This window comes from Vibrio sp. 1402, assembly GCF_033340275.1.
In genome coordinates this window covers 86,736-103,007 of sequence record NZ_JAWOWE010000002.1, presented here as the reverse complement: position 1 = coordinate 103,007, position 16,272 = coordinate 86,736, and the positions used below count along the sequence as shown (strand labels likewise).

14 protein-coding genes and 1 riboswitch are annotated in these 16,272 nt (G+C 43.5%); of the genes, 6 read left to right on the top strand and 8 right to left on the bottom strand.

What is annotated here, in order from left to right; all coding sequences use genetic code 11:
- Window position 1: 1 nt before the first annotated feature.
- The 3 genes from mukE to cmoM are packed head-to-tail and all read right to left on the bottom strand — an operon-like array spanning window position 2 to window position 2,839.
- Window positions 2-727: a chromosome partition protein MukE gene (mukE, locus tag R7044_RS03920; RefSeq protein ID WP_005378379.1), complete on the bottom strand. Its 726-nt coding sequence runs from the start codon at window positions 725-727 to the stop codon at window positions 2-4.
- Window positions 708-2,045 carry a chromosome partition protein MukF gene (mukF, locus tag R7044_RS03915; RefSeq protein ID WP_009707095.1) on the bottom strand — a complete coding sequence of 446 codons (1,338 nt, stop codon included), beginning with the start codon at window positions 2,043-2,045 and terminating at the stop codon, window positions 708-710. Before mukF ends, mukE begins: the two co-directional genes overlap by 20 nt.
- A gap of 2 nt (window positions 2,046-2,047) precedes the next feature.
- The gene (gene cmoM, locus R7044_RS03910; protein WP_225455421.1) at window positions 2,048-2,839 is read right to left on the bottom strand and encodes a tRNA uridine 5-oxyacetic acid(34) methyltransferase CmoM; all 792 of its coding nucleotides are present in this window, start codon (window positions 2,837-2,839) and stop codon (window positions 2,048-2,050) included.
- 114 nt (window positions 2,840-2,953) lie between these two features.
- Here cmoM and elyC point away from each other — a divergent pair, with 114 nt between their 5' ends.
- Window positions 2,954-3,739, top strand: a complete 786-nt coding sequence (gene elyC, locus R7044_RS03905; protein ID WP_005387893.1) for an envelope biogenesis factor ElyC — start codon at window positions 2,954-2,956, stop codon at window positions 3,737-3,739.
- Between the two features lie 72 nt (window positions 3,740-3,811).
- Here the strand turns inward: elyC and torR are convergent, their stop codons facing one another.
- Window positions 3,812-4,522, bottom strand: a complete 711-nt coding sequence (gene torR / locus R7044_RS03900) for a two-component system response regulator TorR (RefSeq protein WP_005378370.1) — start codon at window positions 4,520-4,522, stop codon at window positions 3,812-3,814.
- Between the two features lie 266 nt (window positions 4,523-4,788).
- Between torR and torD the strand changes: the two genes are divergently transcribed.
- The 5 genes from torD (at window position 4,789) to R7044_RS03875 (ending at window position 9,135) form a co-directional block, all read left to right on the top strand.
- Window positions 4,789-5,436, top strand: coding sequence for a molecular chaperone TorD (gene torD, locus R7044_RS03895; protein WP_005378369.1), 648 nt, complete (start codon window positions 4,789-4,791; stop codon window positions 5,434-5,436).
- Window positions 5,437-5,904: 468 nt separating this feature from the next.
- On the top strand, window positions 5,905-6,909 hold the full coding sequence (purR, locus tag R7044_RS03890) for an HTH-type transcriptional repressor PurR (protein WP_005378368.1): 1,005 nt from the start codon (window positions 5,905-5,907) through the stop codon (window positions 6,907-6,909).
- Between the two features lie 287 nt (window positions 6,910-7,196).
- Window positions 7,197-7,286: riboswitch (cyclic di-GMP riboswitch) on the top strand.
- Between the two features lie 116 nt (window positions 7,287-7,402).
- Complete coding sequence (locus R7044_RS03885) at window positions 7,403-7,993, top strand: TfoX/Sxy family DNA transformation protein (protein ID WP_005378367.1); 591 nt, start codon at window positions 7,403-7,405, stop codon at window positions 7,991-7,993.
- Window positions 7,994-8,107: 114 nt separating this feature from the next.
- On the top strand, window positions 8,108-8,794 hold the full coding sequence (locus R7044_RS03880) for a TVP38/TMEM64 family protein (protein ID WP_005378366.1): 687 nt from the start codon (window positions 8,108-8,110) through the stop codon (window positions 8,792-8,794).
- Between the two features lie 20 nt (window positions 8,795-8,814).
- Window positions 8,815-9,135: a DUF2007 domain-containing protein gene (locus tag R7044_RS03875; RefSeq protein ID WP_017820033.1), complete on the top strand. Its 321-nt coding sequence runs from the start codon at window positions 8,815-8,817 to the stop codon at window positions 9,133-9,135.
- Between the two features lie 31 nt (window positions 9,136-9,166).
- On the opposite strand, the gene R7044_RS03870 is transcribed toward R7044_RS03875, so the two are convergent.
- The 4 genes from R7044_RS03870 to topA all read right to left on the bottom strand — a co-directional run bounded on the left by R7044_RS03870 (window position 9,167) and on the right by topA (window position 15,983).
- A complete protein-coding gene (locus R7044_RS03870; protein ID WP_017820032.1) occupies window positions 9,167-9,970 on the bottom strand; it encodes an alpha/beta fold hydrolase in 804 nt (267 codons plus the stop codon).
- Window positions 9,971-10,079: 109 nt separating this feature from the next.
- Window positions 10,080-11,537: a glycogen synthase GlgA gene (gene glgA, locus R7044_RS03865; RefSeq protein ID WP_225455362.1), complete on the bottom strand. Its 1,458-nt coding sequence runs from the start codon at window positions 11,535-11,537 to the stop codon at window positions 10,080-10,082.
- Window positions 11,527-12,744 (bottom strand): glucose-1-phosphate adenylyltransferase, encoded by a 1,218-nt coding sequence (gene glgC / locus R7044_RS03860; protein ID WP_017634726.1) that lies wholly within the window; start codon window positions 12,742-12,744, stop codon window positions 11,527-11,529. The genes glgA and glgC overlap by 11 nt, the downstream gene beginning before the upstream one ends.
- 608 nt (window positions 12,745-13,352) lie before the next feature.
- Complete coding sequence (gene topA, locus R7044_RS03855; RefSeq protein ID WP_005378351.1) at window positions 13,353-15,983, bottom strand: type I DNA topoisomerase; 2,631 nt, start codon at window positions 15,981-15,983, stop codon at window positions 13,353-13,355.
- Window positions 15,984-16,272 lie beyond the last annotated feature (289 nt).

The window sequence follows — 16,272 nt, the reverse complement described above, 5'->3', positions numbered from 1 at the left end:
CTCATGCTTCACCCTCTTCTGTTGTTTCTTCTTGGGCTTGGTCGTCTTGATCTTCTTCAGACAATAAGCTGCCTTGGCTTGGCTCTTTGGTGTGCACTACTGCTTCACCATCACGGATCAGACGCAGCTGCGCTTCACGCATGTCATCGCCAATACGTACATCGGCACCAAAGCGGAATACCGCTTCACTGATGCTGAATTTACCGGTTTCACCGATGTTGATGATCATGCCTAGACGGCGTAGACGACGAAGTGACGTACGTACTTTTTCAAACAGCTTTTCTTTATCAAGGTCGGAACCAGTCGCACGGTTCGTCACTAGCTTCATCAGCTTGTTTTCATCTGCTAGAGCAAGCAGTTCGTCGTACAGCTCTTGGTTAGTGAAGATGCCTTCGTGCGCAAGACGCTCCGGGCTTAGGTAAAGGAAACACAATACCTTACCCACCAGCATATCCAGTTCAGAAAGAACACTACGGCCAATCAGAGACGTTGAACGTGGACGAAGGTAGAAGAAACCTTCTGGCGCTTTCACCAATTCGGTGTTGTAGCGTTGGTAGAAAGAAGAAAGCTCAAGTTCGAAATCCGACAACAACGCGTGGTTGTCTAGATCTTCACTTGAGATATGACGCCCTGCTCGAAGCATGCTGTCTAGCGCTGGGAACAGAGGGTTAGAAATTGCTTTTGCCAGATTCTCTGACATGTATTCATTAGTATCGGTCGATGACATTCGCTTGTACCTTTGCACCAAATTCGTTGATTGCTTTCCAGTCTGGCTGAACAGCTTGGTAGTCGGATTCTGAGTAACCCAGACGTACCGCCTGATCAACGACAATGCGAGCTAAATCAAAGTGATGAGTGTATGGGTGTTGTGCAAGGTAATCTCGCAGTACCACGCTCAAGTCGATTGGTGTGCCTTGATCTTTATGCGCTTTTAGCATGTCACCAATTCGCTCTGCCAACTCATCATTGACTTGTTGAAACTCTTCGTATTCTACTTCCATCGGAACTTGACCCGTTACCTCGTCATCACGCAGTACTAGGGCTTCATCACGAAGGTCAGAAAGCCTTTCCGCATCTGCATAAGTCAGATACCAAGGCGCATCGAAGTAATCTTTGACGGATTGACGCAGACGCGAGCTAAACGCACGGTTCTTATCCATATCAATAGCAGTACGGATAAACTTGTGTACGTGTCTGTCATAACCAATCCAGAGATCGATCGCTTGCTGGCCCCAGCTTGTGATTCGGTCCAGCTTCATTTGCAGACCAAACAAGGCTTCTTCGATGAACTCCAGCTCAGGGTCACCGTAAACAATTTCTTGAATATCTAGGATCTGAGTTTGCAGTTCATCACTGGCAGCTTGCAGCGTATCTTGAAGTTCACGCAACGTGCTCGACGTTTCTGACAGTAGCGCTTCACAGTTGTTGATCGCTTCACGCCAGTCTTTGTTAAGCAGATCAGCAATCTGTTGTTTAACAGACTGTTGCTGCTCATCCATCACACGTTGGTTAAGGTCGATTTGATCGAAGATCTCGCCTACAGAATATTTCAAAATTCCGTAAACGTTTTTCTTCCAGTGGCCCGGAGTGCCACCCTTTTGTGCAGCTTCAATCGCTTTTGCCATTTCATCCGCTACCATCGATAGCTGGATAGAAAGACGCAGTTTCGAGAACTCGCGATGACGCACGTAGTAGTCGGTAATTCCTATCGCTAATGGCGACAAGCGGTAAATGCTCGCTCCGTCAGTAATCTCACTGACAAAACGGCTCATAAGACGCTGCTTAACCATCTCGTTGATGGCATTGTTCGCACGGAAAGCCGAAGCTTCGCCGGTCTCATCAAAAAGTCGAGTGACGATGGCAAATGCGTCGTGCAATTCACCTTCACCCAATTCTTCATCGAACCTTTCATTACTTAGTACAGCGATGGCAATCAAAAATGCCAATCGCTCAGTGGTCAGGTTCAACGAGAAATCGTGCTGCTTAACCCAGCCAACCAACTCATCGATTGGTTGCTCTGCAGCATTGAGAGTCATCTCACTCATCGTTATTCCTGTTTATCGTTCTTCTTAGCCCACACGTGTATGTAGCGGCCTAATGAGAGGTATGGCTCTTGTCGACAAAGTTGTTTTTCTAGCGCCAACACATCTTCAAACTCGTAATCGCCCATGTATTGCATATTGCCTATGAAATCACTGAAGGAACGAATACCAGATTTGCCACAAATACTAAAACCAGAATCTTCTATCCATTGATAGACCTCTTCGGGTTTTAGGCCTTTCTGTGGCTGTAGTTTAAATCTTTTCCGGTGAGGCATGCCGTCTAAAATATGAGGAATGTTGCCACAAACCACATTTTTATAGACTAAACCGTGGTGGTTGTAGAACATGACTGATGCGATGCCTCCCGGTTTTACTTGCTCTAGAACTGTTTCAAGTGCGGCCTTAGGATCAACCAGCCACTCCATCACAGCGTGGAACATAACCAGATCGACCTGTACATCCATATGTTCACCGATGGATTGGACAGGCGAATGAATCAGGCGATACTGCTCAAGCAAACCGTTTTTTTCAATATCCTGCTTAGCCAACTGCAGCATTTCCGAAGATAGATCACATAAAGCGATTCGATGTCCGAGCTTAGCAAGCTTTTGCGACATTTGTGCCAAACCACCACCAGCGTCCAACACTTCTAGGGGTTGCTGGTCAGCATCTAATTCACTTAGAATCTGTAGAAAATCTTCCCACACAATGATTTGGCGGATCTCCCCTTTATCGGAGCCGTAAATATTTTTTGCAAATTTGTGGGCGATATCGTCGAAATTGCGGTCTTCTGTCACTTCTGCTGAGTTATCATAACGGATTGTGCCGCTATTCTGGCACAAGGAAAGCAGGAATAAAGAGGGATACCCTCATTTTTATTATCAATTGATGTTTTTTCGGACTATTTATGTATGTTTGAGCTGAAAAAAGTAGTGTCAGCCATGCTTATGCCCCTTCCGGCATTGCTGCTGATAGGCTTGTTGGGTCTTGCTCTCATTAGTTTTACTACAAAACGTAAAACTGGCTGCTTCGTTGTTCTATTCTCTTTTGTTGGCATTTTTCTTGTTGCCTTCCAACCTGTTTCAACCAAGCTTCTTATGCCGTTAGAGCGAGAGCATAAAGCCTTTTTGCCAGTTTCTGGCACCATCGACTACGTGATGGTTTTAGGGAATGGTCATGTTATCGATGACGAAATTCCACCCACCTCGCAGTTAAGCCGTGCAGCATTAATGCGCTTAACTGAGGGCATTCGTATTTTAAGAATGTATCCAGGCGCGAAATTAATCTTATCCGGCTATGCTGGCGGATCTGAAATTAGCCACGCGCGAATGATGGCGAACGTTGCCCTTGCGTTGGGAGTCGCGAAATCCGATATCATTTTATTAGAAGATGCGAAAGATACGTGGGAAGAGGCGCGTCAAGCGGCTGCATTCGTTCAACAAAAGGAGATTGTGTTAGTCACTTCTGCGAGTCACATGAGCCGTGCATTGTATGAGTTCAACGCAGCAGGCATTAAACCAATCCCAGCCCCGACCAACTTCTTAGCTATTAGCGAAATCAGTCAACCTTGGGATAAATACTCACCTAAAGCGCGTTACTTAGAACAAACAGAGCTTTATTGGCATGAGTACTTGGGCAGTATTTGGCAAAGGTTGCGTGATACTGTCGGCCAAACACCAATGGTTGAAGCAAACTAGTATTATCTTGAAGCCACAAAAAAGGAGAGCCGAAGCTCTCCTTTTTCTTTTTACGATTGAGTTATGTTCCAACTAGTCACCAGCAAACATATAGCCTTCGCCGTGTACCGTTACAAAAATCTGTGGGTTCTTAGGATCGAACTCCATTTTTGCGCGCATACGTCGAATAAGAACATCAATGGTGCGGTCATTCGGCGCATCCACTCGATGGCTGATCATGTTCAAAATACGCTCACGACTTAACACCTGGTTAGGGTAAGACGATAATGCCACCAAAAGTTCATACTCTGCTTTAGTTAGTTTTACTGGCTCACCGTTGCGGCTAAGTGCGCGACGTTGAATGTCGAATGTCCACTCCCCAAAGCGCACAATGTGCTCTTCACTGGTTTCATTCGCTTTCGAGCTGCCACTGCGCGCTGCTGAAATACGCCACAGCAAGTTTTTAACGCGAACTAACAGCTCTCTCAGTTCAAAAGGTTTTGTCACATAATCGTCAGCACCCATTTCTAGGCCTACGATTTTATCAATGCTATCCGTGCGTCCTGTTACTAATATGATACCAATATCCGATTGGCTACGTAACTCACGAGTAAGCATCAGGCCGTCTTCACCAGGCAGGTTAATATCCAGCATGATCAGGTCTACATCGCCCGCTTGCAAAACTTCACGCATTTCTGCGCCACTCTCTGCTTCGCTGACTTGGTAGCCCTCATTTTGGAAATATCCCGCAAGCTTACTACGAGTTACAACATCATCTTCTACGACTAATACGTGATAGCTCATTTACACCACTTTTCTGTCTTCTTATTATCCAAGACGTATTCTATTCATAACTAGTAACATTTCTAGTCATAGATACATTAAAACGCAAGATTTAGCGTTTTTATTGATTCAAAACAAGCTTGCCCATTGCTATTAATAAACGGTCATTTTTGACCATAAAACATAACAATTATAGTTACTGCTATTCATTTTAATTGATTACACTTAGGGGATATCCCTAATTGACTTTGTGATGCATGACTTGAAGCATCATTCAGGAGCCCAAAATGCAAGAAGTGAAAGCTTTTAATGAAAAACGCGCTGAAATTTACTGGTGGTTTTCGAGCTTGTTCGCAAAAGAACTAACAGAGAAAGAATTGGAAGCCTATCACAGTGTTGAAATTCGCAGTTTTCTCGCAGGTTTAGGTGAAAATGAGTCGCTGAAACCAGCTGTTGATAGCCTAGTTGATGCATTGAATCGGTTACAAGATCGTGAAGATGCACAACTAGAGCTTGCAGCTGACTTTTGTGAACTGTTTTTGAAGACAGAAAAATACGGCGCTCTTCCTTACGCATCCATGTACATTGGTGAATCAGGTTTACTGAATGACAAGCCAGCTGAGGAAATGGAAAAGTTGATGGCTGAATTTGGCGTTCAAGTAGACGAAAACCTAAAGGAACCTGCGGATCACTTAGCCGTTGAGCTCGACTTTCTCGGGAACATGATTATCCGCTCAAACGAGCTTGAACAAGAAAAACACATGGAAGAAGCCTTCGTTAAACAAAACGACTTTATCCAGCAACAATTGATGTCTTGGTTACCTCAGTTTTCAGACAAATGTAAAAAATTCGACGAATTTGGATTTTACTCGAGTGTCGCGAAACTATTAGTTGCATTTTGTAAACTAGACAGCGCCTACCTTCTTGGGGAATAATTGCCGCCTATTTTTAGGGAGCCTGCCTATCGGGCTTCCTGTATGCCTGAAAGTGACCAATTGTAAGTAACTTGGGTATAATATTCGTTTGCCTTAACTTAGCGCAAAGACGCTTGGTTATTTAGCAGTCAAAATGTGACTTCAAATACACAAATCTCTTGCTGAAAACATTGCTAGTCAGTCCACATAGGGCTAAAATGTGAGCGCAAACGATTAAATATGATTTATATGTAAACCGCTGAAATATAGCGGTTTTTGTGTTTTCTTAACAGGTTGATGGCAATTTCTCATCAGATAGAAAAAAGATAAAATTCATCGACCGATGCTGCTACGCACCCTTTTGTCGCACTTGGATCAACCGCTGCCGAGACACTTAGCGCCAATTTTAGATTGCTAGGTGTGAAACCATTAGAGCATCAGGTACATCCAATACGACATATTTCAGTAGCTCGATACAGGACACCATTTATGGCCACGATAAAAGACGTTGCTCGCTTAGCCGGCGTTTCCACTACGACAGTTTCGCACGTTATCAATAAAACGCGTTTCGTTGCAGAAGCAACGCAAGAAAAAGTAATGAAAGCCGTTGACGAGCTGAATTACGCGCCAAGTGCCGTTGCACGCAGCCTAAAATGCAACTCAACTCGTACGATTGGCATGTTAGTAACTCAATCAACTAACCTATTTTTCTCAGAAGTGATTGATGGCGTTGAGAGCTACTGTTACCGCCAAGGCTATACTCTGATTTTATGTAACACAGGCGGGATTTACGAAAAACAACGCGATTACATTCGTATGCTGGCTGAAAAGCGCGTTGATGGCATCCTAGTGATGTGTTCTGACTTAACCGAAGAACTAAAAGAGATGCTTGACCGTCATGCGGACATTCCTAAAGTGGTCATGGATTGGGGCCCAGAGAGCTCACAAGCAGACAAGATCATGGATAACTCAGAAGAAGGTGGCTACATTGCAACCAAACATCTGATTGACAATGGTCATACGGATATCGCTTGTCTAAGCGGTCATTTTGAAAAGCTTGCTTGCCAAGAGCGCATTGCAGGTTTCCGTCGCGCAATGAGCGAAGCGAACCTAGCTGTAAATGAAGACTGGATCCTTGAAGGTAACTTTGAATGTGATACGGCCGTATTAGTTGCAGATAAAATTACCGCAATGGACAAGCGCCCGACGGCGGTATTCTGTTTTAACGACACAATGGCTCTAGGCCTAATGAGCCGCTTGCAACAAAACGGGATCAAAATTCCTGAAGATATTTCAGTGATCGGCTACGACAACATCGAGCTTGCGGAATACTTCTCTCCACCGCTAACGACTATCCACCAACCTAAACGTCGTGTTGGTAAAAATGCATTCGAAATTCTACTTGAGCGTATCAAAGATAAAGAACACGAAAAACGAATTTTCGAGATGCAACCTGAGCTTGTAATTCGAAATACTGTGAAGAAAATGAACTAAATTTCACTGTATTTAACCGTGTTAAATAAGCGCTCTACAGGGGCGCTTATTTTTTTGGAAAAATTAAGCATTCTCTAATACTTCACACCACTCTAATAACAATTGACTAACGTTAACTCCCTGTTTTATATAAATGTAATATATATTAAGAACTCCTTTTCAAAGGCCAATTTGCACCTTTCCATATGCAAAATAGAGCATTCAATCTATCATTTTTATTGAACCGAAATCACACTTTTAACGCTAAACCGTGATGTTAATTCAATATAAGAAGTATGCTCATTGTGTCACGCACAGGGCAAACCATTCGAAAGAGTGGGACGCAAAGCCTCCGGCCTGAACCATATTACGATATGGAAGGTAGCGGGGTTACCGATGGCAAGTGTGTAAGCAATGACTTTACTCTGTAATGACATTGTTTTTACGCATGTTTGCTACTCTCTCGGACCTGACTTTTGGTGGCGTAATATTAATTACACCGAGATAACAAAACATGGATAAACCGATACTCAAAGACTCTATGAAGCTATTTGAGGCACTTGGTAATATCAAGTCGCGCTCAATGTTTGGTGGCTTCGGACTATTCGCTGATGAAACAATGTTTGCACTAGTGGTAAACAATCAGCTTCATATCAGAGCAGACCAAAAAACTTCATCTGACTTCGAGAAACAAGGGCTAAAGCCTTACGTTTATAAAAAACGTGGCTTTCCAGTCGTTACAAAGTACTACGCTATTTCCAGCGATTTATGGGAATCAAGCGAACGCTTAATCGAAGTAGCGAATCAATCATTGAAAAAGGCAAAGCTTGAGAAAGAACAGCAAGCAAGTACAAAGCCTAACCGTTTGAAAGATTTGCCTAACTTACGACTGGCTACCGAGCGCATGCTAAAAAAAGCCGGCATCGAATCCGTAGAGAAGCTTGAAGAGGAAGGTGCGCTTAACGCCTATAAAGCGATAAGAGATACGCACTCTGCAACCGTCAACATTGAGTTGCTATGGGCACTAGAAGGTGCTATCAACGGCACTCATTGGAGTGTGGTACCTCAAGCTCGCCGAGATGAGTTGATGAACGGCCTCCAATAAAAGTCGGCCTAAAAACTATCTTGTAAAACCGCAGTCTAATCTGCGGTTTTTTTGTGAAATTTTTTCGGTTTTCCTACTGTCTTATTACATATATCCCAAATTGGAATCAAAATTATGAATAAGAAACTGATATTAGGTCTCATCCTACTAGCGGCTATCGTCTTTTTAGGTATTAACTTTGGCCAGTATTTAACCTTAGAGAATGCAAAAGCCCAACAAGAAGCACTAACTACATACATCGATCAGAATTTTGTATTCTCGGCTGCGATTTACTTTTTTACCTACATTGCAATTACCGCTTTTTCTATCCCAGGAGCGGCAGTAGTCACCTTACTTGGTGCAGCCTTATTTGGTTTTTGGACAAGCTTGCTACTGGTTTCTTTCGCTAGCACTATGGGGGCAACACTGGCCTTCTTGAGCAGCCGATACTTATTGCGTGACTGGGTACAAAACAAATTCGGAAATAAACTCAACGCAATTAATCAAGGTGTCGAAAAAGACGGAGCTTTTTATCTATTTTCCTTGCGTCTAATCCCTGTATTCCCTTTCTTTCTAATCAACTTACTGATGGGCTTAACACCGATGTCTGTAGGTCGATTTTATCTCACTAGCCAAATAGGTATGCTGCCAGGCACAGCCGTATATCTGAATGCAGGTACTCAATTAGCAACAATTGAAAGCCTATCGGGCATTGTTTCACCCGCAGTATTAGCGTCTTTTGCGCTATTGGGACTATTTCCAATCATCACTAAATGGGTTATGAATAAAGTAAGGCCGACACCAAGTCAGCAAAACTCGTAATTGGTGAAGTGGGTATTTTGATGAAAATATTTATCGCTAAAAACCCAGCAGAAGCACACATTGTATGTGAGCTGCTTAAAGTGGAACAAATTTACTGTGAAGTTCGCGGAGAAGGTATTTTCGGCTTAAAAGGAGAACTGCCGTTTGGTGATGATACCGATCCTTATGTGTGGCTTTTTGACACGGCACAAAAGATGAAAGCTGAAGAAATAGTAAAAGCATATCGAAAACAATCCGATAGGCATGAGTATCAAGATTGGCAATGCCCAAAATGTCATGAAATAAACGAAGGGCAATTTGGTGCATGTTGGCAATGTGGATATCAACTAGGAGAGCTATAGCGGCTCTCCTATTCAGTGGATGCACTCAGTTTTAAGCACATACAGCTTGCTGTTTAATAAACTCGATGGAGTGTTGATTGAAGTCTTCTGGACGCTCTACATTGCATACATGACCACAATTCGGGATTTCTCGTAGAATGCTGAGCTTATGTGCTGCAACCATTTCTTTGACAGGTTTAATAAACATGTAATCCCTGTCGCCCATTAAGTAAAGAGTCGGAATGGGTAACTCTCGATCTTTAAAATATTTCATTAACGGATTTACATCAGCGGCAAGAATAAACCAACGTTTAAATTCTTTTTGGCAAAGCTTCTTGGCTTCGCGAATAAAAAGGTGGCGAGATTCTCGTTGGCTTCTTTGAGGCATAACAATATAAGCGAACAGTTTGTAGAGCCACATGTACGGCAGGATATGCTTACAAAAATTACCTAATTTCACCAATATCTGAGAACGAGTGTTAAGCCTTGTGACAGCACCGCCGAGCACCATCGAACGTACGCGCTCTGATGACAATTCAGCAAGGTTTCGAACAATAATAGTACCAAGCGACATACCGACAAAATGAGCGGATTGGATCTTTAAATGGTCCAATACTTTCAAAATATCTTGGGTAACCTCCGTAAAGGTATAACGGCTAGCAATGAGCTCTTTAAGTAACTGATTTGACTTTCCATGACCTCTTAAATCGATCAGCAATAAGTTAAAGTGTTGCTTGTAAGCTTTAATTTGCTTGAACCAGATAGAAGAGCTACCACCAGCACCGTGCACAAATACAACCCACTCATTACTAGTAGGGTGCAAATAAGTTTTATGAAAAAGTAGCGGCTGGGTCATATTCAGTATCAAAAAGATCGTGCTATTGAGTAAAAAGCCATCCTACCACACTCCCCTTACTCAAGATAATAAAGGCACCTCATTCGGCGCCTTTCGTTACAATTTTAAGTCAAACTAACGCTGAGTGGTAAAGCTGCAAATAAGATTCTGCGGCCTTTTGCCAGCAAAAGTCTTGTTGCATCGCGTGCAACTGTACTTTATTCACTTCAGGCTCGTTTTGAGCGTAGAGCAACAGTGCCCTTAGCATCGTTAACAACAATGCCTGCGGTATCGGTTCGAAAAAAACAAACCCCGTTGCTTCAGATGGGTTTACATCATAATCGCTAACGCTGTCCTTTAAGCCACCAACACCGCGTACTATCGGCAATGTACCGTAAGCCATACTATAGATTTGGTTTAAACCACATGGTTCAAACTCAGAAGGCATCAAGAAGAAATCAGAACCAGCTTCAACGATATGCGCAAGTTCATTGTCATACGCTTCTACAAAGGCAAATTTGCTAGAAAACTGCGCGGCAACCTCTCGTAGCTGAGCGGCAAGAACAGGGTCTCCGGTCCCAACGACAACTAGCTGAACATCGTGCTTCAAAAAATCGGCCAAAGCAGGCAACAAGTAATGAACGCCTTTCTGCTGGGTCAACCGACAAACCATACCGAACATAGCTACATTTTTTTCAGGCAAATTTAGTCGTTGTTGTAATGCTTTTTTACAAGCTTTCTTCCCTTGCGACATACTTTGCTGGTCGGCGCAGTAATTAACTGGCAAGTAAGTATCCGTTTCCGGGTTCCAAGCACTGTAATCACAACCGTTCAAAATACCAACTAAGTCCTGCGCGCGTTGCTGAAACTCCCAAGCCATTCCATGACTGCCAAGCTCTGTTTTGAGTTCCTCTGCGTACGTAGGGCTGACCGCGTTTATCTTATCTGCATTCATTACACCAGCTTTGAGCATCGTAATATGCGTTGCACTCACCGCAGCATCGGGAACGTTTCTACAATGAAACTCTGGCAAACACTGCACGTCTTCATAACTAAATACGCCTTTAAAGACCGCATTGTGAATTGAAATGACGCTTTTAGTATGAGCAAAAAACGGATCATTGCCATACCTGTGCTTGAGCAAAAATGGAACAAGACCTGTGTGCCAATCGTTCGCGTGTATGATATTAGGTTGAAAGGCGAGCTTGGGTAACATGTCGAGACATGCTGCACTAAAAAACGCAAAGCGCTCGCCGTTATCAGTATACGCTTGGTTGTTCTCCGCATACATTGATGGTCGATTGAAATACGGCGGACAATCAATCAGGTAAACAGGATTTTGACCTAACATGAGCCGCAAAACTCGATACTCCGTATGCGGCCATGATGTTAATTCTGTTTCTAATACAACTTCTGCGTCTGCGAGTTTATCAATACTGCTGTACGCAGGGATGGTAATTCTTACGTCTTGCTGTAGGTTTTGAAGGGCTTCCGGTAGTGCCTTGGCAACATCTGCCAAGCCACCACTTTTAATGAGGCCTTCAACCTCAGAAGCTACAAACAGAATAGATAAGTTGTTAGTAGCCAACTCGAGCTCCTTTCGGAATAACAACAATGCCCTCCTCAGACACGTGGAAGTGTTTTTTATCTTCTTGAAGATTCACACCAATCTGAGTACCAGGAGCAATATCGGCATCCTTGTCGACAATCACACGACGTAAAACACAGCCTTCGCCAATTTTTACGTCACCAAGAAGTATACATTCGCTGATATCGCAAGCAGAAGCAATATTACTGCGAAAACCAAGCACCGACTTTTCGATTCTTGAGCCTCTAACATAGCTGCCATTACACACTAAACTATCGATTATCTGCACACGACCATTATCAGAGTCGGTAAATGTCGCAGGTGGCAATGGTGGGTAGTAGGTGTGCAATGGCCATTTACGGTTGTACAGCGAAAATGGAGCATCTTTTTCTAGCAGATCCATATGCGCTTGCCAGTACGCATCAATAGTTCCGACATCACGCCAGTACACCTCTTCTTTTTCGCCACTGATTTTGTTGGTACTGAAGTCATACACGAACACATCACCTCTAGGGAACATCTTTGGAATGATGTCCTTTCCAAAATCATGTGATGAAGCTTCATTATCCGCATCTTCGACCAACTCTGAGAACAGTACCTGAGCTTCAAAAACATAGTTACCCATTGAAACTAAAGCGTAATCAGGGTCACCAGGAATCGACTTTGGATTTGCTGGTTTTTCTTCAAAGCCAATCATACGACCTTCACTATCCACTTCGATAACCCCAAATTGCGACGCCTCTTTTAGTGGCATGCGCAATGCAGATACCGTCAGAGAAGCCTGCTTTTCTGAGTGGAAGTTCAGCATTTGTTTGATATCCATCTTATAGATATGGTCAGAGCCAAAAATACAAACTTGCTCTGGTTCCTCTAATTCCATAAAACGCAGGTTTTGATAGATCGCGTCCGCCGTCCCTTCGTACCAACGTTTACCAGTACGCATTTGAGCGGGAATAGGATCGATAAAGCGGTCTGTAATGCCGTTGATGTTCCACCCCTTTTTTAAGTGATGGAATAAAGATTGAGATTTAAATTGGGTTAGGACGTAAATGCGCATCAGATCCGCATTAACAAAATTGTTTAGAGCAAAATCGATCAATCGATAACTACCACCAAACGGTACCGAAGGTTTACTGCGAGATTCCGTTAAAGGTCTCAAACGAGAGCCTTCACCACCAGCAAGAATCATTCCCAAAACACCAGCCATTTGTTGTTCTCCATATCGTTATAGCTTGGATTTGGTACTCGCTTGAATGAGTCATACTCGGGGAGTCAAGCGAATACATTTAGCAACCGTCTCTGAGTTTCTGTGAACTCTTACAACACGGATAAAAAAGCTACGGCACTTCCAGTATGCAACGTCCACTCTTTCCTTATTTTTTGACGCAAACAATGCACACAGTTGCACTAATTTTTGTAATAAATTATCTAAGCGGGTTCTAAATTACAATTTTTAATACGCCATTCTGTGTACCATACAGCTCTTGCGTACTCAAGACGATATCTAGATCACACATGGAAAAGCAAACGATTACATTGTGAAAACAATTTACGAACGGATTCACTACACCACCGATTTTTTAGCCCAATGTATAACAAATATGTGAATGCAAAATGAAAGTTACAACGAATATTTTTTACATAAAAAATACATCAGCGACTACGAAATATTGATGCTGGGATCTTCTCGCGTCAGCAAAACTCAGTCAAAGCAGCAAAGATCTATACGAACAACACAGTGGCCTTTACGCAAAAACAAAACGCAAAAAAGGCAGCGATATCGCTGCCTTTTTACATTACTTAGATCGTACGTTATTATGCTTTCGCTTTTTTACGCTTATCAGTGACTTCCCACTTACCGTCAACAAAGAGCGCTGTCCAACCAGATGGTTTGCCATTCTCTTCCGAACGAACGTAGTTCTCTTTTGTTTTGCGACTAAAGCGTACGACTGCAGGACGACCATCAGGATCTTCTTGCGGTGCGGTCGCTAGGTATTTGAACTTCTCAGGTAAACGCTCTTCAAAACGTGCCAGTTCAGCAACCAAAGGAGCACGTGTCTCGCGCGATTTCGGGAAGTTGCTTGCCGCCATAAATAGACCTGAAGCACCATCACGAAGTACGAAATACGCATCTGAGTTTTCACATGGCAACTCGGGGAAATGAACAGGATCTTCTTTCGGTGGCGCGACTTCGCCATTCTTAAGAATCTTACGAGTGTTCTTACACGTTTCGCTCGTACAATCCATGTATTTACCAAAGCGACCGTTCTTAAGCACCATATCAGAGCCACATTTGTCACACTCAACAACTGGACCATCGTAGCCTTTTACTTTGAACTCGCCGTATTCAACAAGGTAGCCTTCACAATTCGGGTTATTACCACAAACATGCATCTTACGCTTGTCATCAATCAGGTATGCGTCCATCGCTGTTTCACAGATCGGACAACGCTTTTTAGCACGAAGAGCTGCGGTTTCAACGTCTTCTTCTAGAACGTTAATAATACCTTCTTCGTCACCCAAGTTGATGGTTGTCTTACAACGCTCTTTTGGTGGTAACGCGTAACCTGAACAGCCTAAGAACACACCTGTCGAAGCAGTACGGATGCCCATTGGACGGCTACACGTCGGACACTCGATATCCGTCATGACGATGTGGTTTAACTTCATACCGCCTTCTGACTCATCCAGCTCCGCTTTTTCAAGATCGCCAGTAAAATCAGCAAAGAAGTTGTCTAACACAGCTTTCCAGTTCACTTCACCTTCAGCGATTTGGTCCAATTTCTGTTCCATACGCGCAGTAAAGTCGTAGTTCATCAAATCGTTAAAGCTGTCATCAAGGCGGTCAGTAACAATTTCACCCATTTTTTCAGCGTAGAAACGGCGCTGATCAACTTTCACGTAGCCACGATCTTGAATCGTAGAAATGATCGATGCGTAAGTCGACGGACGACCAATACCTCGTTTCTCCAGCTCTTTAACCAGTGCTGCTTCAGTGTAGCGCGCAGGTGGCTTTGTAAAGTGCTGTTTAGGGTCAAGTGACTCTAAGCTTAGCTTATCGCCAAGTTGTACCGCAGGAAGGATTGTATCCTCGTTTTTGCCCATTGGACGCTGTACACGAGTCCAGCCGTCAAATTTAAGGATACGGCCTTTCGCTTTAAGCGTGTATTCTGCCGCTTTTACACTGATGGTTGTTGAATCGTATTCTGCTGGCGTCATTTGACACGCTACAAACTGATTCCAAATCAAAGCGTAAAGTTTGTGCGCATCAGCATCGACACCTTGCAGGTCTTCCGCCTTAACACCCACATTTGAAGGACGGATCGCTTCGTGCGCTTCCTGTGCCCCTTCTTTGCTACCGTACGTCAATGGTTTCGCTGGCAGGTACTTATCACCAAACTCAGAACCAATAAAGTCACGTACAGCGTCCACAGCCTCGGCACTTAGGTTAGTCGAGTCAGTACGCATGTAAGTGATGTAACCGGCCTCATAGAGGCGCTGAGCTAGCATCATGGTCTTTTTCACGCCGTAGCCCAGACGTGTACTCGCTGCCTGTTGAAGCGTAGAGGTGATGTAAGGTGCTGAAGGCTTGCTCTTTGTAGGACGGTCTTCACGCTTACATACTTCGTAACTTGCATTCTCAAGTACAGACATCGCTGCTTTGGTTTCTGCCTCATTAACTGGCTTAAACGCAGAACCGTCTTTCTGCGCAACAAGCAGTTTAAAGTCCGCTTTGTCTTTCGTTTTCGTATTCGCATGAATGTCCCAGAATTCTTCTGGTACAAACGCGTTAATCTCACGCTCACGCTCAACTAACAATTTCACCGCAACAGACTGCACTCGACCAGCAGATAAGCCACGAGCTACTTTTTTCCAAAGTAAAGGTGAAACCATAAAACCAACGACACGGTCCATGAAGCGACGTGCTTGTTGGGCATTTACACCATCCATGTTCAGCTCGCCAGGTGTCTGGAAAGCTTGTTGGATCGCGTTTTTCGTAATTTCGTTAAAAACTACACGTTTGTATCGCTCTTCATCGCCACCGATGATCTCACGAAGGTGCCATGCGATTGCTTCCCCTTCGCGGTCCAAATCGGTTGCGAGATAAACGCAATCTGCGTCTTTGGCGAGTTTTTGTAGTTCGTTGACAACTTTTTCTTTGCCTGGAAGGATTTGGTAATTCGCTTCCCAGTCATGATATGGGTTAATCCCCATCTTTTTGATCAACGCTTTGCGGTCTTTCTCTTTTTTAACGCGCGCTTTCTCTTCCGGACTCATCCCTTTAGTTGAGATGGCTGCGGCTTTTTTCTCACCAGTGCTTTGACCGGCCGTAGGCAGATCACGCACATGACCAACACTAGACTTAACAATAAAGTCTTTACCAAGGTACTTATTTATCGTCTTTGCCTTGGCTGGTGACTCCACTATAACGAGTGATTTACCCATAACTGACTCTAACGTCCTTCATAATAATGCGGGTAGAAGCCTTGTTTAAAGGCCACCCGCATAATGTTCTATTTCATTGCTTCTTTTTTTACTATTGTGCGAGATGAAAAGAAGATCAACTGCTTTTTTGAAATTCAGATCCGATTGGTTGACAATTCATCGTCTTTATACTTCAAAGAGACAGGGTTCTGAAAGGTATTGAGCGGCATATCTAAACAGGCAAACTTAGCATCCGCTAATCCAATGCAATAAATTTTGTTACCCATCACAAAATAGTTTGGTTCAATGC